Below are 19,904 nucleotides of genomic sequence, written 5' to 3'. Positions count from 1 at the left end.
GGCCACGATTCACGCCACGATCCACTCGCAGTGGTCGCCGTCGAGCTGCGGGAAGGCGGCGCGCACCTCGGGCTCGAGATCGGGGACGAACAGCAGGACGGCTCGCGGGATCGGGTGGGTGAGGACTTCCGTTGATACCACCGGAATCCGGGTACCGGGCATCCGCCGACCGTGCTTCGCGGGCGAGACGTCCGCGATCTCCGGCAACAGATCGATATCGATTCCGGCGCGGCGCAGCAACACCACCGCCCGGGACGCGGCGCCGTAGCCGACCACGCGCTGCCCCGCGTGCTCCCGCAAGCGCGCGCGGATGCGGTCGCAGCCCGCTTCGACGGCCCGGCCGAGCCCGGCGACGACCGGGATCCGGTCGGCGCCGGCGGCGCGTTCCCCGGCCACCAGGCCGTCGGTCTCCGCCGCCGGGCTCGCGTCCCGGGCGAGTTCGAGGAGCACGGTGCCGCCGTAGAGGTCGAAGGTCCAGCTGCGGCCGGGCCGCAGGCCCGCGGACGCGGCGAGGGTGATCGCCGCCGGAGCCGAGTAGTAGGCGAAGTGCCCGTGCCGCAAGGCGTTCCACTGCCCCTGCCGGACGATCGAGGCCAGCGAGTGGAACTGCATCAGCAGGGCGCCACCGGGGGCGAGCCGCGCCGCGCGCCGGGCCATGGCCGCGCGCTGGTCCGGTTCGTGCATCAGCCCGAAGCAGTCGACGACCACGTCCGCTGGCTCGTCCGCGGCCGCCTCCCGCATGCCCGCGGCGCGCAGCAACGGCAGCCACGAACCGCCGTGCGGGCTGCCGAACTCCGCCACCGTCGCGCCCGGCCGCACCAGCCCGGCACCCGTGAGCCGGGTGACCGCGGCGGCGGCCTGGTCGGTCAGCGCCTTCGGCTCCACCCCGGCGGGTTCCTCGGCCGTGCCCGGATCCTCGGCCAGCTGGGCAAGCGCGCACCGCGCGCACATCCACATCCGCAGCGGCCACACCGGATCCGGGCCGGGGTCGGCCGCGGGCGGGAACAGGTCGCACGGCGGCTGCTCCCCCAGGTCCAGCACGACCTCGCCGTCGGTGGCGCCGCACGCCCGGCAGGTGATCACCGCGACCCCTCCCCGAGCGCCAGCGCGAGCTTGTCCACGTAGAAGGCCTCGGCGTAGCGGGTGTGCTGCTGCACCCCGCGCAGCCGGGCGAGGCCGAGGAACGCGTCGCGGGTGTACCAGTCGCGGCCGTGCTGCGACGGGTAGTGCTTGGCCAGCAGGTCGGCCTTCGCCTCGGCGACCTCCTCGGTGAGCGGCTGGTACACGGTCGGCTGGCCGAGGTCGCCGTCCCACTTGAGGATCTCGTAGCCGAGCACGGGCTGGTCGCGGAACACGGTGGGCACGATCTCGGCGAGCAACCGGTGGTCCTGGTGGCGGTCGCCCGGCTGCGGCGCGAACACCAGGTCCGGGGTGACCCGGCCGCGCAGCGCGGTGACCGCGTCCTTGACCGCGTTCCAGTGCGCGGGCATCCGCCCGTCGGGCAGGTCCAGCACGGTCAGCTCGACGCGCGCCGGCGCGCAGAACTCGGCCAGCGCGGCCTCCTCCTCGGCGGCGCGCTCGGTGCCGCCGCCGGACAGGACGAGCGCGTGCACCTCGAGGTCCGGCCGGCGCGCGCACAGCGTGAGCAGCGCGCCGCCGGCGCCGATGGCGAGGTCGTCGCAGTGGGCGCCGAGCAGCGCGACCGAGCGGAGACGGGGGAAGGTGAGAGCCTGCACGTCGGGCAAGGGTGCCAGAGGCGGCGTCAGTACGCGCCCCGGCCTCCGGTGACCGCGCGGAAGGTCTTCCACAGGATCGCCATGTCCAGCGCCAGCGACCAGTCCTCGACGTACCGCAGGTCGAGGCGGACGCTCTCCTCCCAGGACAGGTCGCTGCGGCCGCTGACCTGCCACAACCCGGTCATGCCCGGCTTGACGAGCAGCTTGCGGCGCGCGGCGCGCTCGTAGTTCTCGGTCTCGGCGGGCAGCGGCGGCCGCGGGCCGACCAGCGACATGGTGCCGCCCAGGACGTTGAACAGCTGCGGCAGCTCGTCCAGGGAGTACCGGCGCAGCACCGCGCCGACGCGGGTGATGCGCGGGTCGCGGCGGAGCTTGAACAGCGGGCCGGAGCCCTCGTTGTCGCCGAGCAGGCCGTGCCGCAGGCGGTCGGCGTCGATCACCATGGTGCGGAACTTGACCATCGTGAAGGTGCGGCCGTCCCGGCCGACGCGCAGCTGGCGGTAGAACACCGGGCCGCGGTCGTTGAGCTTGATCAGCGCCGCGATGCAGAGCAGGAGCGGCGCGGCCAGCACGAGCAGCGCCGCGGCGCCCATGCGGTCGACGACGTCCTTCACGACCCGGCGGCCGCCGGTGAACGTGGGCGCGGAGACCCGCAGCAGCGGCATGCCGAGCACTCCGGACACGTTGAGCCGGGGGCCCGCGATCTCCATCAGCACCGGGGCGACTACCAGTTCCGCGCCCGTGCCCTCCAGGTCCCACGCCAGCCGCTGCAGCCGCTCCGGTGTCCAATGCGGATCGGAGGTGACCGCCACGACCCGGTAGCCGCCGCGGCGGACCTGGTCGGCGAGCTCGTCGAGGCGGCCTGCCACCGCGATGCCGCCGATCTCGCCGGTGCCGCGTTCGCCCTGCCCGGTCGCGGTGCACACGGCCGACACCTGCCACCCGACGTGCGATTCGGTGCGAGTGCGCTCGATCAGGTCGCGCAGGGTGTCCGGCGACCCGGCCGCGATGACCGAGTGCATGCACTCGCCGGCGCGGCGCTTGCGGTGCAGCACCTGCCGCAGTCCGTACCGCAGCGGGAACGCGATCAGCGCGACGGCCGGGACCGCGTAGAAGACCCACGGCTGCACGTCGAGCGCGCCGAAGAGCAGCCCGGCGAGCGCGACGACCACCGCGGCGATCACGAGGCTGCGGCCGAGGCGGCGGAACTCCTCGGTGCCTTCGCCGAGCACGTGCTGGCTCCACGCGTGGTTGACCGGCAGCGAGCACAGGATCGCGAACGCGGTGCCCGACGCGTGCAGGAAGTAGGGCCGCCCGGTGATGTTGAGGATCAGCAGCGCGCCGGTCACGATGACCAGCAGCGTGGCGACCACGTCCGCGGTGATCACGTAGGCGCGGTACCGGGTCTCCCACGGCTGGGCGGCCGCGCGGGGGGCGGCCTTCTCGCCCGGGCCGACGGCGTGCAGCCGGGCGTGGCCCGCGAGGCCTCGCGTCTCGGAACCCAGGACCGCCTCCCCGAGCGGCATGGGCTTCCGCACCGGCTCTTCCATCCGACCTCCCGCGACGTCCGGCTGGGTGCCGGCGCGCCCCGATCACGCCGACGATTACGCAAAGTAATCGTGCTCTTTGCTCCGCCGACCCCGGCTGGGGTGGCATCTGCCCTGGAATCGGTGACGTTCAGAGTGGTGTTACAAGCCACTCCAAGGAATTTCCCGGTGGTCCGGCGACTCTCCGGCCACGGTTCGATCACGGCGAGATGACGGACCGCGGTCGTTGCTCAGCCGCAAACAACTACTCCTGGTAGCCGGTTAATTGACCACTTCCCAATGTGTTTCATCTAGTAAAACGTAGAAGCTGAAATTGCCCCGTTCGGGGCATTGCCGGAGGGTCGCCCGGCGGCGAGGATTGCTCCCGCCGCACGGTTGTTCCTCACCGGGGCGGCGGCCAGCTGTAGTGCCACAGCCATTGACACCCCGGCCGCGGCTGGTTGGCGAGGGAACCTCGGCGCACTTGCGTCTTTCCGCCCTCCCCGGTGCACCGGGGTTCCCTTCCCACCAAAGAATCTCCACGGCCCGCGGCGACCGCGGGCCGGAATCACGGAACGCACCCGGTGGACGCCTACGCCACCTCGCCGGAGGGCCGGGTGGAAATCTGCTCCGCGATGCGCCGCAACGCCTTCGCCGCCCCGGCCACGCCCCGCTGCGGGAACCGCGCCGCCGGGGCGCTCAGCGAGATCGCCGCGGGCAGGTTGGTCCCCAGCAGCGGCACGGCGACGCACCGCCCGTCGGCCTCGTTCTCCCCGTCGTCCACCGCGTACCCCTGGGCCCGGACCTTGTCCAGCTCGGCGAGGTAGTCCTCGACCGTGACGATGGTGCGTTCGGTGCGCGCCGGCATCCCGGAGCGCTCCAGCAGCTCGCGCACCCGCGCCTCGGGCAGGTGGGCGGTGATCGCCTTGCCCAGTGCTGTGGAGTGCAGCGGGTCGCGGTCGCCGCGGGAGGCGGCCAGCCGCACACCGCGGCGGCTTTCGATGATGTCGATGTAGATGATGTGGTCGCTGTCCAGCAGCCCGAGGTTCGCGGTCTCGCCGAACTCGTCCCGCACACCCTCCAGCCACGGCCGCACCCGCTCGCGCAGCAGTTCGAGGTGCCGGGACTGCATGCCGAGGAAGCCCAGGCCCAGCCGGCACAGGCCGGTGGCCTCGTCCCGCTCGACGTAGCGGTGGGCCTCCAGCGTCCAGAGGTAGCGGTAGGCCGAGGACTTCGGCATCCCGGTGGCCTCGACCACCTCGTTGAGGGTGATGCCGTCCACCGACTCCTGCAGCAGGTTGAGGATGGCGCACACCCGGTCGACGGCGCGCAGGGAGTAGTCGCGATCTTCGGCGGGGGGAGGTTCGTCGGAGTTCCGGTGCGGCGACAGCGAACTCACCTCGTTTCAGCAGCAGGAGCGAGCGTTTCATGTTACCGCGACCACGCCGCTTCACGCAGCCGTCACACCGGATCGGCCTGGCGAACGAGAGGGAGGTGACGGCGGTCTCCCGCGCCAGAGTGACGTGGAACCAGTGCCGGAATGAAACAAAACAGCCCCAGGTTGGAAGCCTTGGGACTGGACGTCAGAGTGGCTTCACCTGGGGCCGGTTTCGGTGGTGGGCGATACTGGGATCGAACCAGTGACCTCTTCGGTGTGAACGAAGCGCTCTCCCGCTGAGCTAATCGCCCCCGTCCGTACGAGAAGGAACTCTAGCGGATAGCCTGCCGGGCACTGCAAACGGGTGGTCTTTGGACCACACGCTGCGGATATGACCCGACACGCTGCGGAGAAGCCCGAGGTGATCGAGGTCGGCCCCGGCCGTGGAGCGATCCAGGTCACGTGCCGGGCGGCGAAGCCACGCTGTCCTGCCCGCGTTAAACCGAGCAGTATGTGTGGGTAGACGATCAGCGAGGCCGGTCCCGCAGGCCGGTACCGCGCGAGCGCGAGTGCGAGAGGTGCCGCGAACCCGTCCGGGTGAAGCCCGGGGATTTCGCGAAGCGAGACGGCGGGTACGTGCGTCTCACACTCGAAGCTCGGCCGAGCGGGCCGTGAAGGGAGACGAAAGGTAAGACGATGCGCAACGACCACGTGACGCTCCGCTCCACAGCGGTGTTCGACCTCCTCGCGCCGCGTGCCCCGGCCGTGCCGGTGAAGGTGGAGCTGCGGTACGACACCCGCGACCCGTACGCGGTCGTCGCGGCGTTCCGCACCGGCCGCGCCGGCTGGGTCGAATGGGTGTACGCCCGCGACCTGCTCGCCGACGGCCTGCTGGCCGAGGCCGGGGACGGCGACGTCCGCATCCGCCCGTCGGTCGAGGACCCCGAGTCGGTGATGATCGAGCTGAACTCGCCGTCCGGGCACGCCGTGTTCGAGGCGTCCGCCCAGGAGCTCGCCGACTTCCTGGACCGCACCTACGACGTGGTGCTGCCGGGCAACGAGCACCTGTGGATCGACATGGACGACGCCCTCACGCACCTGATTCCAAACGATCTTGGATAGCACCCGCGCGGGGGGCGCGGAACACCCACCCCCCTGTTTTCGCGGGTTGCCGGGTCGGATATTGTTCTCTCACACCACGACGACGGGACCTTCGGAACCCGGAGTCACGGTAGGCGGACGTAGCGCAGCTGGTAGCGCATCACCTTGCCAAGGTGAGGGTCGCGGGTTCGAATCCCGTCGTCCGCTCGGAGGAGCCCACTCAGGCCCGCACGGTGGAGTGGCCGAGAGGCGAGGCAACGGCCTGCAAAGCCGTGTACACGGGTTCGAATCCCGTCTCCACCTCGCGCGATTAGCTCAGCGGGAGAGCGCTACCTTGACACGGTAGAGGTCACTGGTTCAATCCCAGTATCGCGCACCACCTCCGCAGAACGCGACGATCTTCCGATCGTCGCGTTTTTTGCGTTCGGGGTGTTCGCATGACCGCGGTCACGACGGCTGTGACGTGCGGCAAAAGTGCGCCGGAAGGGCCGCGGCGAGCTGTTAGCGTGCTCGGACCCCCACGTTTCCGGAAGGTGCTCGGAAGTGTCCGCCGACCTGTCGTCCGTCATCGCGGCCACCGCGCAGTGGCTGTTGCGCGCGTACCCGCCCGAGCGCGGCCCGCTGAGCGCCGCGCTGGCGGAGGCGCAGTGCCGCCAGGCCGCGACGGTGGCCGCGTGGCTGCGGTACCCCACGGCGCTGGACGCGGGGCTCCTCGGGGTCGTCGGGCCCGGCGGGTCCGGGCGGCTGGACTGGGTGGCGGGCGTCGACGTGGTGCCGGGCGAGGACACCGCGTGGCGCACGTGGGTGGACGAGGTCGTCGCCAGCTGGGCGGCGTGCCTGCTCGCGGACCGCGCCCTGGCGGTGGCCGCGGCCGCGACGGTGAGCGGCTCGGTCCACGCGGCGGGCCTCGCGCCGGACTTCCGGCGCCTCACCGACCCAGACCTGCGCGACCGGCAGGCCGCCGTACTGCTGCGGCACCCCGACCTGCTGTCCCCGGTGGCCGACCTGCACCGGGACGACCTGCTGACCCGCCTCGGCCGCGGCGCGGCACGGGCCGCCTGAGGATTCGTTCCGGACGCGAGCCGCGCCGGCCGCCGCCCGCGACTCCGGTAGGCGGACTGACCGAGCGGCGGGCGGCACGCGCAGCCCGACTCCGGTAGGCAGAGTTCGGCCACCTGCACGAGACGAACCTGCCCGCCCACCTCGACGCAAAGCCGCCCTCCCCGCGCAGCCCACGGGGCCACCCGCCTCCCGTAGGCAGAGTCGGCAGCCACCCACGCCGGACGAACCTGCCCGGCCGCGCGACCCACCTGACCGCCCCGAGTCCCGCAGGCGAAGCCGCCCACCCGCGCCAACCCAAACCCACCCGACCCACCTGGCCGCCCGCCCCCGTAGGCGAAGCCGCCCACCCACCAAGGCGAACCTGCCCGACCGGCACGGCCCACGTAGCCGCCCGACCCCCTAGGCGAAGCCGCCCACCCACAAAGGCGAACCTGCCCGGCCCCGCGCCTCCGTGGGCGCCCCTCACCTGACGATCAAGCCGCCACCGGCGCCGCGCGAACCATGCCCGTCTCGCAGGTCCACTGTGGACCTCTCCGGAAAACCGCGTGCGGGCGACCACCCTGGCGGTATCGTCGCCGGATGACCATGACCCAGCTCGCGGCGCTCGGGGGTGTCATCGTGCTCGCCGCGATGGCGCCGGGGCCGGACTTCCTGATCGTCAGCAAGAACGCGCTGGTGTCCGGGCGGCGGGCCGGCATGGCCTGCGCGGCGGGGATCACGACCGGCGTGTTCTGCTGGGCGATCGTGACCGCGCTGGGCCTGGCCGGGTTGCTCGCCGCGTCCGCGGTCGCGTTCACCGTCGTCAAGCTCGCCGGCGCGGCGTACCTGCTGGTGCTGGGCATCCGGACCCTCCTCACCGCCCGCCGCGGCCGCTACACCGCGCCTGGACCGGCCGCGGGCACGGGCAGCGCGTTCCGCCAGGGGCTGGTGTGCAACCTGCTCAACCCCAAGGTGGCGGCGTTCTTCCTGGCGCTCCTGCCGCAGTTCGTGCCCGCCGGCGCCGGGGCCGGTGACCACCTGCTGCTGGCCGTCGTGGCGTCCGGGGTCACCCTCGTCTGGTACCTGGTGCTCGCGAACGTCGTCGGCGCACTGCGGCGGGTGCTGTCCGCGACGCGGGTGCGGCGCGCGATCGACGCCGTGATGGGCACGCTGCTGGTCGGGCTCGGCGTGCGCATCGCGCTGCCGTGATCGCCTTCCCCCAACGAGCGCTCACCCGTACCGCTCCCCCACGAAATCACTCAAGCGCTCGGCGAACACCTCCAGCGTCGCCGCCGCCTCGTGGCGCGCATCCCACGCCGCGGTCAGCTTGATCTCCAGCCGGCGCTCGCCCGTGCGCACCCGCAGCGGCACCAGCCCGAACCGCGGGTCGTCCGACACCAGCGCCACGCCCCGGCCCGCCGCCGCGTGTGCCTGCGCCACCGTGCCGTTCGCGGCCTCGATCACTCGCGCGTAGGTCGTCCCCAGCTCCAGCAGCGCCGCGTCCAGCGACTGGCGCGCGGTGAACGCCGGCGGCAGCACGATCACCTGCTCTTCGAGCACCTCCGCGAGCGGCACGCTCCCCCGGCCGCTCCACGGGTGCCGCTCCGGCACGTACGCCCACACCGGCAGCACCGCCAGCCGCCGCGACCGGTAGGGCGCACGTGGAGCGGCCGTGGCGATCGCGAGGTCGGCGCCGCGCGCCAGGGTCTCCACCGCGGACAGCCCGTCCGCGCCCAGCACGTCGATCGTCGGGTCCTCGGGCGCCAGCGTCGCGATGAACGGGGCCACCACGTCGGTCAGGGTCACCGTCGGCGCACCGATCGTGAGGCGGTCGATGCGCCCGTGCGCGTGGAACGTCGCTGCCGTCTTCAGCGCCGCGGCCCGCTCCAGCACGTCCCGCGCGTTCGCCAGCAGGGCCCGGCCGACCCGCGACGGCGTCATCCGCCGCCCGGCGCGGTCGAACAGCTCGGCGCCCAGCTCGTCCTCCAGCTGGCGCAGCTGCCGCGACAGGCTCGGCTGGGTGATGTGCAGCAGCTCGGCCGCCCGGCTGACCGTGCCGGCCTCGCAGGTCACCACGAAGTACCGGAGGTGCCGCAACTCCATATATGCCTCCTGGGCATCAAAATTCTGCCGACCAAGTATTGGACAGCATGACGCGTCGCTCCCGAAACTGGGGCATGACCACGAGCACGAGCACAGGAATCCACCAGCAGCGGCGGCTGGAGACGGCGATCCCGGGACCGCGATCCCGCGAACTGATGGCGCGCAAGGGCGCCGCGGTCGCCGCGGGGGTCGGCACCACGATGCCGGTCTTCGCATCCGCGGCAGGCGGCGGCATCGTGGTCGACGTCGACGGCAACCACCTGATCGACCTCGGCTCGGGCATCGCGGTCACCACCGTCGGCGCGAGCAACCCGCGGGTCGCGCGCGCGGTGCGGGAACAGGTGGAGGCCTTCACCCACACGTGCTTCATGGTCACCCCGTACGAGGGGTACGTGGCCGTCGCCGAGGCGCTCGGCCGCCTGACGCCCGGCGATCACGAGAAGCGCACGGCGCTGTTCAACTCGGGCGCGGAGGCCGTCGAGAACGCGGTCAAGATCGCGCGGGCGCACACCGGCCGCGGCGCGGTGGCCGTGTTCGACCACGCCTACCACGGCCGCACCAACCTCACGATGGCCATGACCGCGAAGTCCATGCCCTACAAGCACGGGTTCGGGCCGTTCGCGCCCGAGGTCTACCGCGCGCCGCTGTCCTACCCGTTCCGCGACGGCGGACTGTCCGGGGCCGAGGCCGCGAACCGCGCGCTGGACGTGATCGAGAAGCAGGTCGGCGCGGCGAACCTGGCGGCGGTGGTGATCGAGCCGATTCAGGGCGAGGGCGGGTTCGTCGAGCCCGCGCCCGGTTTCCTGCCCGCGCTGGCCTCGTGGTGCCGGGCGAACGGGGTGGTGTTCGTCGCCGACGAGGTCCAGACCGGGTTCGCCCGCACCGGCGACTGGTTCGCGTGCGACCACGAGGGCGTGGTGCCGGACCTGATCGTGACGGCGAAGGGCATCGCGGGCGGGCTGCCACTGTCGGCGGTGACCGGGCGGGCGGAGATCATGGACGCCGTGCACGCCGGTGGGCTCGGCGGCACCTACGGCGGCAACCCGCTCGCGTGCGCGGCCGCGCTGGCCGCCATCGAGACCATCGAGCAGGACGGGCTCGTGGCCCGCGCGCGGGAGATCGGCTCGCTGCTGAAGTCCCGGCTGCGCGGGCTAAACGACCCGCGGATCGGCGACGTGCGCGGTCGCGGCGGGATGATCGCGGTCGAGCTGGTGCGGCCAGGCACGACCGAGCCGACCGCGGCGCTGGCGAAGGCGGTCGCGGCGGCCGCCCACGAGCGCGGGGTGATCGTGCTGACCTGCGGCACGCACGGCAACGTCCTGCGTTTCCTGCCGCCGCTGACGATCAGCGACGACCTCCTGCACGACGCGATGGACGTGCTCGGGGAGGCGCTGCTCGCGTAGCGCTCTGGGGGCGCTGGGCACGGCCGGAGGCGGGCAGCGCCATCGCAGCCGGAGCCCGCCGCGGCGAGGCAAGCGGCGCCCTGCCCAGCGGCGACGCGGTGCGCCTCCCCCGGGGACGCGCAGGGCGGCCTGCACTTCCGGGAAACGCTGCGCACTCAGCGCTCCCAGGAACGCGCCGGGAGCGCCCGCTCCTCCGGGAAGCCCTGGCGCGTTCAGCGCTCCTGCGGATGCGTGGCCAGTGCCTCCACCGTGACATCCATCCACGGCCACATCGGCAGCGACGTCAGCGCGTCGTGCAGGGCGGCGGGGTCCTCGGCTTCGTAGAGGCCGATCGTGGCGTTGCGGCCGGGGACCCGCCACAGCCGCTTCAGCACGCCGTCCGCCCGCAGCTCCATCGCCCGCTCCCGCTCCGCCTTGCGCAGCTGGTCGCGGGTCTGGCCGGGCGTGTCAGCCGGCAGCCGGTTCTCGGTGCGGACCAGGAACTCCACGAAAGACTCCTCCTCAGACCAGGGACAACAGCAGGCCGGCCAGTTCCTTGGGCGCGGTGACCATCGCCTCGTGGCCGGTGGCGATCGTGTGCACCGGCCAGCCCCGCGCGGCGGCCCGCTCGGCGTGGGGCTGGAAGACCCGCATCCAGTCGGTGCACTCGGCGAACGCCGCGGGCACCCGCTCCACCGCGCCGGTCAGGCGCAGCGGTTCGGTGTAGCTCAGCCACGGGTGCGGGGTCAGCCGCGCGCTCAGCCAGTCCACATCGGACTGCTCGGTCACCCCGAGCACCTGCAGCGACCGCACCGGGATCAGCCACCCGAACCCGGCCGTGGCGACCGACTCGCGGTAGTGCCCGGCGATCGTCTCCGGCTGCAGGTCGACCGCGGCCTCGCCGTCGTCGCCGACGAAGGCGTCCAGGTACACGCGCCGCGCCACCCGGTCCGGCACCCGGTCGGCCACGCCGGTGATCACCTGCCCCGCGTAGCTGTGCCCGACCAGCACCACGTCGTCCAAGTCCCACGCCTCGATCAGGGCCACGACGTCCTCGACGTGCGTGCCCAGCCCGACCGACGGGCTCAGCAGGTGCGCGCGATCGCTCACCCCGGTCAGCGTCGGCGTGTGCACCTCGTGCCCGGCGGCGCGCAGCAGCGGCGCGACCCGCTGCCACACCCAGCCGCCGTGCCACGCGCCGTGCACCAGCACGAAGGTGCTCATGCGCCCAGCTCCTCGAACAGCGCCATCCCGGCGGCGGTGTTGGACGCCGGCACGTGGTAGGTCTCGTGCACCCGCCGGATGTTCTCGCTCAGCGCGCCGCGCATCACCAGCCACATGATCAGCTCGATCCCCTCCGTCCCGGCCAGCCGGATGTAGTCCTCGCGGGTCAGCGCGGCCAGCTTCGCCGGCTCGGTCTCGATCGCCGTCAGGTACATCCGGTCGAACTCGCTGTTGATCAGCCCGGCACGCGCGCCGGCCAGCTGGTGCGACATCCCGCCGGTGCCGAACACGGCGACCTTCTCCGCGCCGGGGAATGACCGGATCGCCCGCCCCAGCGCCTGCCCCAGCGCGTAGCAGCGGGCCGCGGTCGGCTGCGGGTACTGGATCACGTTGACCAGCAACGGGATCACGCGGCACGGCCACGCCTCGCCCGGCTCCGGGCAGTACACCGACAGCGGCACGGTCAGCCCGTGATCGACGTCGAGGCGGTGGAAGGTGGCCAGGTCGAACCCCTCGTCCACCAGCTCGCGCACCAGGTGCTCGCTCAGCTCCGGTGCGCCCTTGACCACGGGCACCGGGCGCGGGCCCCAGCCCTCGTCGGCCACCTGGTAGGACTCCGCGGTGCCGATGCCGAAGGTGGGCACCAGGTCCAGGTCGACCGCGTTGGCGTGGTCGTTGTAGACCACGATCGCCACGTCCGGCGTGTGCCGCGCCATCCACTCCCGCGCCGGGGCGTAGCCGTCGAACAACGGCTTCCAGTACTCGTCGCCGGTCTTGCCGTTGTCCATGGCCGCCCCGATCGAGGGCACGTGCGAGGTCGCCAGACCCCAGATCACCTCAGCCAAACTTCCGCCCTCCCGAACGCAGCGCCGCCGCGAACTCCTCCGCGGTCATCCCCGTGAACACGCCACCGAGGTACTGCATCGACTTCCGGTCCATCATGGCCAGCTTGTAGGTGTAGAAAATGGACGCTCCCAGGTCGAGCATCCCGGTCCAGTCCCGTTCCAGGACCGCCTTCTTCTGCTCCGGCGACAGCCCGTAGGCATCGCAGTAGGCGGCCTCGTCGGCGCTGAACCGCTCGCGGTTGGCCGCGTCCTTCAGCGACAGGCACATCCGGTTCAGGACGTAGCCCCGCCTGCTGGCCGCGAGATCCAGGACGTAGTCGTCGCGTGCCTGGCCCATGTCCCCTCCTTCAGAAGACGACGGTGGTGTTGCCGTCGCGGATGACTCGGTCGTCGCAGTGCCAGGACACGGCGCGGGACAGCACGAGCCGTTCCACGTCGGCGCCGCGGCGCTGCAGGTCGCGGGCGGACTCGCGGTGCGACACGCGGATGACGTCCTGCTCGATGATCGGCCCCTCGTCGAGGTCCTCGGTGACGTAGTGGGCGGTCGCGCCGATCAGCTTGACGCCGCGTTCCTTCGCCCGCTGGTAGGGGCCCGCGCCCATGAACGCGGGCAGGAACGAGTGGTGGATGTTGATCACCGGCACACCCAGCTCGTCCAGGAACCCGCCGGACAGGATCTGCATGTAGCGGGCCAGCACCACGAGGTCGACGTTGCCCTTGAGCAGGTTCAGCTGTTCCTTCTCCGCCTCGGCCTTGCGCTCCTTCTCCACCGGCACGTGGAAGAACGGGATGCCGAACTGCCGGACGTCGTCGCCGAGATCGGGGTGGTTGGAGATCACCATCGGCACCGTCATGCGCAGCTCGCCGCGCCGTTGCCGCCACAGCAGGTCCAGCAGGCAGTGGTCCAGTTTGGACACCAGGATCGCCACGCGCTTGTGCCGCCGCGCCTCGACCAGCCGGAAGCTCAGGCCGAGCTCGTCCACCAGCTTCGCGTCCAGCGCCTCGCCCAGCGCGGGCAGCTTCGACGGCAGGTCCGGCAGGTGGAAGACGGTGCGCTGGAAGAACCGGCCGCCCGCGGGGTCGCTGGTGGACTGGTCAAGGGCGACCACGTTGGCGCCGTGCCCGGCCAAGATCACCGACACCGCCGAGACGATGCCCGGCCGGTCGGCGCCCTGCACGATGAGCCGCCCGTAGTCCTTGGCGACGATCATGACCGGCCGTCCCGGGCGCCGAGCGCGGCCAGCAGGCCCTGCCGCCACCGTTCCGTGCCCTGGAGCTCGTTGAACGTGAAGATGTGCAGGCCGCGGATGTTCCCGGCGGGCCGGGACGCGAGCCGCCGCGCCAGCTTGCCGGGCTGGTAGGCGCCGGGCAGCAGGAACCGCCACAACAGGTTTTGCTGCTTGCGCAGGAACCGCGCGGACTGGCCGAGACCGAGGCTGGCCGAGATGCGGATCAGCTTCTGCCGGTTGACCGGGCCGGGGATGCCGACGTGCACGGGCAGGTCGATGCCGGACGCGGCGATCCGCTCCGCCCACGCGTGCGTGGTCGCGGCGGTGAAGCAGATCTGCGTGAGGATCCGCGTGGCCAGCGGCGCCTTCTGCTTCAGCGCTAGGTCGACCGCCTCCTGCGGGATCGTGCCGTGCCCTTCGGGATAGCCGCCAATGCCGACCTGGCGGAAGGAGTGCCCGGCGCGCTCCAGCGCCTGCAGCAGCGAGTACGCGTCCGGGAAGCGACCGGCCGGAGCGGGTGCGTCGCCGCCGACGACGAACACCGAGTCGGCGCCGGCCTCCCGCAGGCGGGAGGCCACGTCGGCGACGTGCCGGTCGTCGCGGAACAGCCGCGCGGCGAGGTGCGGAGTGGCACGGTAACCGTGGCCGAGCAGCCGTTCGGTGAGGTCGAGGGTGGTGTCGAGCCCCTTCGCCTCGGTGACCGTGACCGTCAGCGGCACGGTCACCGGCACGTGCTCGAGGACCTTCCGTTCGGTGCTCGCGAACGGCATGACCTCGTAGCTCATGGCGCGCACGAGATCCGCCAGGCGACCGGAGTGGCTCATGCAGCCCAGTAGACCCGAGCCGGCGCGGGGTTTCGCCCGGCATCGAGACAGCCCCGGGCGCGACAAATGACGCACGCCGGAGCCGCCTGGAGGACCTCACGGCGGCCCTGCGCGGCTCCTAGTGTCCATCGTGGGTGCCGACGACGACACGAGGAGAAGGCGATGACATTACTGGTGGTCAGCGCGCACGCGGGGGATTTCGTCTGGCGCGCGGCGGGTGCGATCGCCCTGGCCACCAGCCGGGGCCGGCGGGCCAAGGTGCTGTGCCTGAGCTTCGGCGAGCGCGGCGAGTCCGCGAAGGCCTGGCGCGAGGGCAAAACGCTGGACGAGATCAAGAAGATCCGGCGCGGCGAAGCGGAAAACGCCGCCGGAGTCCTGGGCGCGGAGATCGAGTTCCTCGACGCCGGCGACTACCCGCTGCAAGAGACCCCGGAGCTGGTCGACCGGATGGTGCGCGTCTACCGGGAGGTCAACCCGTCGGTGGTGCTGACCCATCCGCTGGCCGACCCCTACAACGGCGACCACCCCGCGGCCTCCCGGATGGCGTTGCAGGCGCGAGTGCTGGCGCAGGCCATCGGCTACGACGCACCGGGCGAGCCGTTGGGCGCGCCGCCGGTGTTCTTCTTCGAGCCGCACCAGCCGGAGCAGTGCGACTTCAAACCGAACGTGCTGCTGGACATCACCGAGGTGTTCGACACCAAACGCAAGGCGATGGAGTGCCTGCCCGCGCAGCAGCACATGTGGGACTACTACACCGATCTCGCCAAACGCCGTGGCGTGCAGGTCAAGCGCAACGCCGCGCCCAACCTCGGGCTGCCGCACCACACCATGGGCGAGGCCTACATGCGCCTCTACCCGCAGGTCACCGGGGAACTCGCATGAGGACGGTCGTCGTCACCGATCCTCCGCGCGCTCCCATCGAGGAAGTGGACGCGCTCGCCGAATTCGGCGTGGCGACCGTGCACGAAGCCTTGGGGCGCACCGGTTTGCTCGGCCCGGAGCTGCGCCCGATCCAGGACGGCGCCCGGGTCGGCGGCACCGCTGTCACGGTGTTGTGCTGGCCGGGCGACAACCTGATGATCCACGCGGCCGTCGAACAGTGCCGGCCCGGTGACCTCCTGGTCGTCACCACCACGTCTCCCTGCCAGGACGGGTTGTTCGGCGAACTGTTCGCCACCGCCCTGCAGTACCGGGGCGTGCGCGGGCTGGTCACCACCACCGGCGTCCGCGACGTGGCCGACCTGCGTGCCATGGGCTTCCCGGTGTGGTCGGCCGGCGTGTCCGCGCAGGGCACCGTCAAGGCCACCGCGGGCGCGGTCAACGTGCCCGTCGTCGTCGGCGGGCAGCTGATCCACCCCGGCGACGCGGTCCTCGCCGACGACGACGGCGTGATGGTCGTGCCCCGCGCCGACCTCGACCGCGCCCTCGACAAGTCCCGCGCCCGCGCGGAGAAGGAAGAAGCCACGCGGAAGGCCTTCCGCGACGGCGAACTCGGCCTCGACCGCTACGGCCTGCGCAGCAAGCTCACCGACCTGGGCGTCACCTACGTCCCCTACCAGAACGGATCACCCGCATGACCGCCAAGAACCTGCAGGAAGTGCTCGACCAGGCAGGCAACCCGGTCGAGCTGCTGCGCGACTCCCAGCTCGGCGCCTACATCTACCCCGTCGTGCCGAGCGAGTTCACCAACTTCCGCCGCGAGGTCACCGCCTGGCGCGAGACCGCGGTGCTGTTCGACCAGAGCCACCACATGGTCAACCTGTTCGTCTCCGGCCCGGACGCGCTCAAGCTCATCTCCGACACCGGCATCAACAGCGTCGCCAAGTTCCCGGTCAACACCGCCAAGCAGTTCGTCCCGGTCTCCCCCGAAGGCGGCGTGATCGGCGACGGCATCCTGTTCCACCTCGCCGAGGAGGAGTTCGTCTTCGTCGGCCGCGCTCCGGTCGCCAACTGGCTCACCTACCAGGCCACCCGCGGCTACAACGTCGACCTGCGCCTGGACCAGCGCTCCCCCTCCCGCCCCTACGGCAAGCCCGTCGGCCGCGACCTGTGGCGCTTCCAGATCCAGGGCCCGCGCGCGTGGGACGTCATCGAGAAGGTCAACGGCGGCCCGGTCGAGCAGGTCAAGTTCTTCCGCATGGGCTACCTGACCATCGCCGGCGAGCGCGTCCGCACCCTGCGCCACGGCATGGCCGGCGCTCCCGGACTGGAAATCTGGGGCCCGTACGAGACCTACGACAAGATCCGCGACGCCATCCTGGAGGCCGGCCGCGAGTTCGGCCTCGAACCGTGCGGCGCCCGCGCCTACTCCTGCAACACCCTGGAATCCGGCTGGATCCCCTCGCCGCTGCCCGCCGTCTACACCGCCGAGGAACTGCGGCCGTACCGGGAGTGGCTGCCCGCCGAGAGCTACGAAGCCACCAACGCGCTCGCCGGCAGCTTCGTCTCCGACGACATCCGCGACTACTACCTCAACCCGTGGGAGCTCGGCTACGGCGGCTTCGTCAAGTTCGACCACGACTTCATCGGCCGCGACGCCCTCGCCGCCATCGACCCGGACACGCAGCGCCGCAAGGTGACCCTGGCCTGGAACGCCGAGGACGTCGGCAAGCTCCTGGCGAACCCGGTCGCCAAGGACGGCCCGGTCTACCAGTTCTTCGACCTGCCCAACGCCAACTACGGGTCGTCCAACTTCGACTCGATCCTCGACGCGGACGGCAACGTGATCGGACTGTCCCTGTTCACCGGCTACAGCGCCAACGAACGCACCGCCCTCTCCCTCGCCACCATCAATCCCGACGTTCCGCTGGGCGCCGAGGTCACCGTCGTCTGGGGCGAGCCCGGCGGCGGCAGCCGCAAGACCACCGTCCAGCCGCACGAACAGTTCGCCGTCCGCGCGATCGTCAGCCCCGCGCCGTACTCGGTCATGGCCCGCGAGACCTACCAGCCGGGCTGGCGCACTGCCGTGACCGTCTGACCCCGGGCCGGCCGGTCGCCACCCGACGGGGGTGGCGACCGGTCATCCATCACGCGAACCCGACCGCGGCGACCATCACCGGGATCAGCAGCATGATCAGGATCGCGCCGATGACGTCGAACGCCGCGCCGGAGCGGATCATCTTGGTGATCGGCACCGCGCCGGAGCCGTAGACGATCGCGTTCTGCGGCGTGGACACCGGCAGCATGAACCCGAACGACGCGGCGAAGGTCGCGGCCAGCGCCGGGGTGAACGGGTCGACCCCGGCGGCGATCGCGATCGGGATGACGATCGGCACGACCACCGCCGCCGACGCGGTGTTGGAGGTCGTCTCGGACACCAGGATCGCCAGCAGCACCGCGAAGACCGTGAGCGCGATCCCGCTGCCGATCCCGAGCGCGCCGGCCAGCCCGTTGCCCACCCGTTCCGCGAGCCCGGTGTCGGCCAGCAGCGAGCCGAAGATGATGCCGCTGCCGAACAGCAGGATGGTGCCCCAGTCGATGCGGGCGGCCTCGGACCAGGTGAGCGTGAACCGGCGCTCCCGCCAGTTCGTCGGCAGCACGAACAGCAGCGCCGCGCCGAGGACGGCGACGATGCCCTCGTCGAGCCGGTCGCTGACCAGTTCGTAGGCGCGGGAGTCGTTGCCTGCCACCAGTGCCACGATGCCGGGCGTCACCCACAGCACGACGGTGATGCTGAAGGCGATCAGGGTGTTGCGCTCGGCGGCCGAGAACCCGCCCAGCTTCGCCCGCTCGCCGGCCACGTACTCCTCGACGCCGGTGAGCTTCTTGATCTCCGGGCGGTTGAGCAGGATCAGCAGCACGATCAGGACGACGAACATCGCCGCGCAGGCCGGCAGCGCCATCGTGGTCCACTGCAGGAACGAGATCCGCTCGCCGGTGGCCTCCTCGATCAGGCCGCGGCCGATCAGGTTGGGCGGCGAGCCGATCGGCGTGAGCAGCCCGCCGACGCTGGCGCCGTAGGCGAGGACGAGCATCAGCGCGATGCCCACCCGCAGCCGCAGCGGGTCGAACCGCTCCACCTCCGGCGTCCGGGTGCGGATCAGCTCGGCGATGACGGTCAGCAGGCCGACCGCGGTCGGCAGCAGCATCGCGACGGTCGCGGTGTTGGAGATGAACGCCGACAGCACGCACGTGACGAACCCGAGCGCGGGGATGACGCGCCAGGTGCTGCGGCCGACGCCGGGGACGGAGAGGATGAAGAAGGCGAACCGGCGGGCCAGCCCGTGCCGGAGCATCGCCTGGGTCAGGATGAACGCCCCGATGAAGACGAACACCGTCGACGAGCCGAACGGCTCCAGCACGTCGTCGGCGGGCAGCACGCCGAGCACCACGATGGCGGCGACCCCGATCAGGCCGCCGATCGGGATCGGCACCGGTTCGCACACCCACAGCACCACCACGCCGAGCAGCACCGCCGCCAGGGTCTGCTGGCTGGAGTCCAGCGCGGTGGGCACGAACAGGAAGACGATGGTCACGAGCGGCGCGAGCACGAAGCCGACGGTCCGCCGGGCCCGCTCGAACCGCTCCTCCGCCGGGGACAGCTTCTGCTCCGCGAGGCCCCGGTAGGTGCCGCCGGTCAGCAGGGCCGAGGTCACGCTCTCCGTGCGCTCTCTGGTGCGTTCCTCACTTGTGGACATAAAGGGACGATAGCGACGAACGTGACCCACGTCACTCTTTCGTGTCCGGTCTCGGTCGGCTGTTCACGAACCGTGCACCGATCGTGAGGGAGATGTCCCCGGGGGGGCAACAGGCTGCCGCGGGAGGTGGACCTCGGCGAGGGCCTTGAGTTCGCGGGCATGGTGCTACCGCGGCACCGCGGTCATGGGCAACGCCTGATGCTCGCACCGGTGAACGGGATCGTCGTCCCGCGGGACCCCCGCCCGGCGAGCGTGACGGCCGTCGAGCAGGTCAGCGTGCCCGGGGGCCCATGATCAGCATGACGACCTCGGTCGCCACGTCCACCGTGCCCGCCAGGTTCCCGCCCTCCTCCAGGGTGATCGCGATCAGCTCGCGCAACCCGCCGAACAGGGTGATCGCCAGCTCCCGCGACGGCGGCACCACGCCGGCCGCCCGCAGTTCGGGCGTGTCCGCCAGCGTGCGCATCAACGCCACGAACGAGTCCATCGTCTCGCGGGACAGCGCGCGGCCCGCTTCGCCCAGCGACGGCGCCGCCCGCATCCAGCTCAGGCACAGCGCGGGATCGCTCTCCATCGACGCGATCAGCGCCTCCACCGCCTGGCGCGCCTGCGCCTGCCAGGGCGCGTCCCGCTCGACCGCGGCCGCGATGTCCCGGATCATCCGCGCGTTGGTCTGCCGCAGCAGCTCGACGAAGCACTCCTGCTTGCTCGCGAACTGCTCGTAGAAGGTGCGCTTCGACGTGCGCGCGTGGTTCACGACGTCGGCGATCGTGACGTCGTGGTAGTCCCGTTCGCGCAGGGCGGCGGCCATGCCCTGCAGCAGCCGGTCGCGGAACCCGGTGCCCGCCACGTCGACGTCCGTCACGCGGTCAACCTAA

20 protein-coding genes and 4 tRNA genes are annotated in these 19,904 nt (G+C 71.8%); 10 read left to right on the top strand and 14 right to left on the bottom strand.

All coding sequences use genetic code 11. From position 1 onward, the window contains the following. Window positions 1–9: 9 nt before the first annotated feature. From ABZ215_RS20065 to ABZ215_RS20045, 5 genes are all read right to left on the bottom strand, one after another. Window positions 10–1,083, bottom strand: coding sequence for a methyltransferase domain-containing protein (locus ABZ215_RS20065; RefSeq protein WP_354710621.1), 1,074 nt, complete (start codon window positions 1,081–1,083; stop codon window positions 10–12). Then, on the bottom strand, window positions 1,080–1,745 hold the full coding sequence (locus ABZ215_RS20060; protein WP_237335652.1) for a PIG-L family deacetylase: 666 nt from the start codon (window positions 1,743–1,745) through the stop codon (window positions 1,080–1,082). The genes ABZ215_RS20065 and ABZ215_RS20060 overlap by 4 nt, the downstream gene beginning before the upstream one ends. A gap of 17 nt (window positions 1,746–1,762) precedes the next feature. Further along, window positions 1,763–3,286 carry a sugar transferase gene (locus ABZ215_RS20055; RefSeq protein WP_020420738.1) on the bottom strand — a complete coding sequence of 508 codons (1,524 nt, stop codon included), beginning with the start codon at window positions 3,284–3,286 and terminating at the stop codon, window positions 1,763–1,765. Window positions 3,287–3,854: 568 nt separating this feature from the next. Then, window positions 3,855–4,661: an IclR family transcriptional regulator gene (locus tag ABZ215_RS20050; protein ID WP_354950751.1), complete on the bottom strand. Its 807-nt coding sequence runs from the start codon at window positions 4,659–4,661 to the stop codon at window positions 3,855–3,857. 215 nt (window positions 4,662–4,876) lie between these two features. Beyond that, window positions 4,877–4,951 (bottom strand) — tRNA-Val (locus ABZ215_RS20045). Window positions 4,952–5,336: 385 nt separating this feature from the next. Between ABZ215_RS20045 and ABZ215_RS20040 the strand changes: the two genes are divergently transcribed. The 6 genes from ABZ215_RS20040 (at window position 5,337) to ABZ215_RS20015 (ending at window position 7,991) form a co-directional block, all read left to right on the top strand. Continuing rightward, window positions 5,337–5,762: an SsgA family sporulation/cell division regulator gene (locus ABZ215_RS20040; protein WP_017987927.1), complete on the top strand. Its 426-nt coding sequence runs from the start codon at window positions 5,337–5,339 to the stop codon at window positions 5,760–5,762. A gap of 113 nt (window positions 5,763–5,875) precedes the next feature. Next, window positions 5,876–5,948 (top strand) — tRNA-Gly (locus ABZ215_RS20035). Window positions 5,949–5,973: 25 nt separating this feature from the next. Further along, a tRNA-Cys gene (locus tag ABZ215_RS20030) sits at window positions 5,974–6,044 on the top strand. A gap of 1 nt (window position 6,045) precedes the next feature. Continuing rightward, a tRNA-Val gene (locus tag ABZ215_RS20025) sits at window positions 6,046–6,120 on the top strand. A gap of 164 nt (window positions 6,121–6,284) precedes the next feature. Then, complete coding sequence (locus ABZ215_RS20020) at window positions 6,285–6,803, top strand: hypothetical protein (RefSeq protein WP_020420740.1); 519 nt, start codon at window positions 6,285–6,287, stop codon at window positions 6,801–6,803. Window positions 6,804–7,382: 579 nt separating this feature from the next. Beyond that, on the top strand, window positions 7,383–7,991 hold the full coding sequence (locus ABZ215_RS20015) for a LysE family translocator (protein ID WP_354950749.1): 609 nt from the start codon (window positions 7,383–7,385) through the stop codon (window positions 7,989–7,991). A gap of 21 nt (window positions 7,992–8,012) precedes the next feature. On the opposite strand, the gene ABZ215_RS20010 is transcribed toward ABZ215_RS20015, so the two are convergent. Beyond that, a complete protein-coding gene (locus ABZ215_RS20010) occupies window positions 8,013–8,885 on the bottom strand; it encodes a LysR family transcriptional regulator (protein WP_020420742.1) in 873 nt (290 codons plus the stop codon). A gap of 74 nt (window positions 8,886–8,959) precedes the next feature. On the opposite strand from ABZ215_RS20010, the gene gabT reads away from it, so the two are divergent. After that, on the top strand, window positions 8,960–10,288 hold the full coding sequence (gene gabT / locus ABZ215_RS20005; RefSeq protein ID WP_354950746.1) for a 4-aminobutyrate--2-oxoglutarate transaminase: 1,329 nt from the start codon (window positions 8,960–8,962) through the stop codon (window positions 10,286–10,288). A gap of 212 nt (window positions 10,289–10,500) precedes the next feature. Here the strand turns inward: gabT and ABZ215_RS20000 are convergent, their stop codons facing one another. Genes ABZ215_RS20000 through ABZ215_RS19975 form a run of 6 tightly spaced genes read right to left on the bottom strand, consistent with a single transcriptional unit; the run spans window position 10,501 to window position 14,389 of the window. After that, window positions 10,501–10,776 carry a muconolactone Delta-isomerase family protein gene (locus ABZ215_RS20000; protein ID WP_020423184.1) on the bottom strand — a complete coding sequence of 92 codons (276 nt, stop codon included), beginning with the start codon at window positions 10,774–10,776 and terminating at the stop codon, window positions 10,501–10,503. A gap of 13 nt (window positions 10,777–10,789) precedes the next feature. Further along, window positions 10,790–11,491, bottom strand: a complete 702-nt coding sequence (locus tag ABZ215_RS19995; protein ID WP_354950744.1) for an alpha/beta fold hydrolase — start codon at window positions 11,489–11,491, stop codon at window positions 10,790–10,792. Continuing rightward, window positions 11,488–12,336, bottom strand: coding sequence for a class III extradiol dioxygenase subunit beta (locus ABZ215_RS19990; protein WP_354950742.1), 849 nt, complete (start codon window positions 12,334–12,336; stop codon window positions 11,488–11,490). The genes ABZ215_RS19995 and ABZ215_RS19990 overlap by 4 nt, the downstream gene beginning before the upstream one ends. Further along, window positions 12,329–12,673: a protocatechuate 3,4-dioxygenase gene (locus ABZ215_RS19985; RefSeq protein WP_354950740.1), complete on the bottom strand. Its 345-nt coding sequence runs from the start codon at window positions 12,671–12,673 to the stop codon at window positions 12,329–12,331. Before ABZ215_RS19985 ends, ABZ215_RS19990 begins: the two co-directional genes overlap by 8 nt. Before the next feature lie 10 nt (window positions 12,674–12,683). After that, complete coding sequence (gene purU / locus ABZ215_RS19980; RefSeq protein ID WP_354950738.1) at window positions 12,684–13,547, bottom strand: formyltetrahydrofolate deformylase; 864 nt, start codon at window positions 13,545–13,547, stop codon at window positions 12,684–12,686. Beyond that, entirely contained in the window at window positions 13,544–14,389 is an 846-nt protein-coding gene (locus tag ABZ215_RS19975; protein WP_354950736.1) for a methylenetetrahydrofolate reductase, read from the bottom strand. The genes purU and ABZ215_RS19975 overlap by 4 nt, the downstream gene beginning before the upstream one ends. Before the next feature lie 162 nt (window positions 14,390–14,551). On the opposite strand from ABZ215_RS19975, the gene ABZ215_RS19970 reads away from it, so the two are divergent. The 3 genes from ABZ215_RS19970 to ABZ215_RS19960 are packed head-to-tail and all read left to right on the top strand — an operon-like array spanning window position 14,552 to window position 17,366. Continuing rightward, window positions 14,552–15,271 carry a PIG-L deacetylase family protein gene (locus tag ABZ215_RS19970; protein WP_354950734.1) on the top strand — a complete coding sequence of 240 codons (720 nt, stop codon included), beginning with the start codon at window positions 14,552–14,554 and terminating at the stop codon, window positions 15,269–15,271. After that, on the top strand, window positions 15,268–15,966 hold the full coding sequence (locus ABZ215_RS19965) for a 4-carboxy-4-hydroxy-2-oxoadipate aldolase/oxaloacetate decarboxylase (protein ID WP_354950732.1): 699 nt from the start codon (window positions 15,268–15,270) through the stop codon (window positions 15,964–15,966). The genes ABZ215_RS19970 and ABZ215_RS19965 overlap by 4 nt, the downstream gene beginning before the upstream one ends. Beyond that, the gene (locus tag ABZ215_RS19960) at window positions 15,963–17,366 is read left to right on the top strand and encodes an aminomethyl transferase family protein (RefSeq protein WP_354950730.1); all 1,404 of its coding nucleotides are present in this window, start codon (window positions 15,963–15,965) and stop codon (window positions 17,364–17,366) included. Before ABZ215_RS19965 ends, ABZ215_RS19960 begins: the two co-directional genes overlap by 4 nt. Before the next feature lie 49 nt (window positions 17,367–17,415). Here ABZ215_RS19960 and ABZ215_RS19955 read toward each other — a convergent pair whose 3' ends face one another. After that, window positions 17,416–19,026, bottom strand: coding sequence for a DASS family sodium-coupled anion symporter (locus ABZ215_RS19955; RefSeq protein WP_354950728.1), 1,611 nt, complete (start codon window positions 19,024–19,026; stop codon window positions 17,416–17,418). A gap of 271 nt (window positions 19,027–19,297) precedes the next feature. Next, on the bottom strand, window positions 19,298–19,891 hold the full coding sequence (locus ABZ215_RS19950; RefSeq protein WP_020423195.1) for a TetR/AcrR family transcriptional regulator: 594 nt from the start codon (window positions 19,889–19,891) through the stop codon (window positions 19,298–19,300). Window positions 19,892–19,904 lie beyond the last annotated feature (13 nt).

It is taken from the genome of Amycolatopsis sp. NPDC006131 (assembly GCF_040614175.1).
GTDB classification, from domain to species: Bacteria; Actinomycetota; Actinomycetes; order Mycobacteriales; family Pseudonocardiaceae; genus Amycolatopsis_E; species Amycolatopsis_E tucumanensis.
Note: the sequence above shows the minus strand (reverse complement) of the source record. Positions and strands in the feature narration are given on the sequence as shown.

What these genes read in the sequence shown, in the direction of transcription:
- purU (WP_354950738.1), bottom strand. Translation starts at nt 13,547, where the DNA reads ATGATCGTCGCCAAGGACTACGGGCGGCTCATCGTGCAGGGCGCCGAC.
- ABZ215_RS20010 (WP_020420742.1), bottom strand. Translation starts at nt 8,885, where the DNA reads ATGGAGTTGCGGCACCTCCGGTACTTCGTGGTGACCTGCGAGGCCGGC.
- ABZ215_RS19975 (WP_354950736.1), bottom strand. Translation starts at nt 14,389, where the DNA reads ATGAGCCACTCCGGTCGCCTGGCGGATCTCGTGCGCGCCATGAGCTAC.
- ABZ215_RS19985 (WP_354950740.1), bottom strand. Translation starts at nt 12,673, where the DNA reads ATGGGCCAGGCACGCGACGACTACGTCCTGGATCTCGCGGCCAGCAGG.
- ABZ215_RS20040 (WP_017987927.1), top strand. Translation starts at nt 5,337, where the DNA reads ATGCGCAACGACCACGTGACGCTCCGCTCCACAGCGGTGTTCGACCTC.
- ABZ215_RS19960 (WP_354950730.1), top strand. Translation starts at nt 15,963, where the DNA reads ATGACCGCCAAGAACCTGCAGGAAGTGCTCGACCAGGCAGGCAACCCG.
- ABZ215_RS19995 (WP_354950744.1), bottom strand. Translation starts at nt 11,491, where the DNA reads ATGAGCACCTTCGTGCTGGTGCACGGCGCGTGGCACGGCGGCTGGGTG.
- ABZ215_RS19955 (WP_354950728.1), bottom strand. Translation starts at nt 19,026, where the DNA reads ATGTCCACAAGTGAGGAACGCACCAGAGAGCGCACGGAGAGCGTGACC.
- ABZ215_RS20055 (WP_020420738.1), bottom strand. Translation starts at nt 3,286, where the DNA reads ATGGAAGAGCCGGTGCGGAAGCCCATGCCGCTCGGGGAGGCGGTCCTG.
- ABZ215_RS20015 (WP_354950749.1), top strand. Translation starts at nt 7,383, where the DNA reads ATGACCATGACCCAGCTCGCGGCGCTCGGGGGTGTCATCGTGCTCGCC.
- ABZ215_RS19970 (WP_354950734.1), top strand. Translation starts at nt 14,552, where the DNA reads ATGACATTACTGGTGGTCAGCGCGCACGCGGGGGATTTCGTCTGGCGC.
- gabT (WP_354950746.1), top strand. Translation starts at nt 8,960, where the DNA reads ATGACCACGAGCACGAGCACAGGAATCCACCAGCAGCGGCGGCTGGAG.
- ABZ215_RS19965 (WP_354950732.1), top strand. Translation starts at nt 15,268, where the DNA reads ATGAGGACGGTCGTCGTCACCGATCCTCCGCGCGCTCCCATCGAGGAA.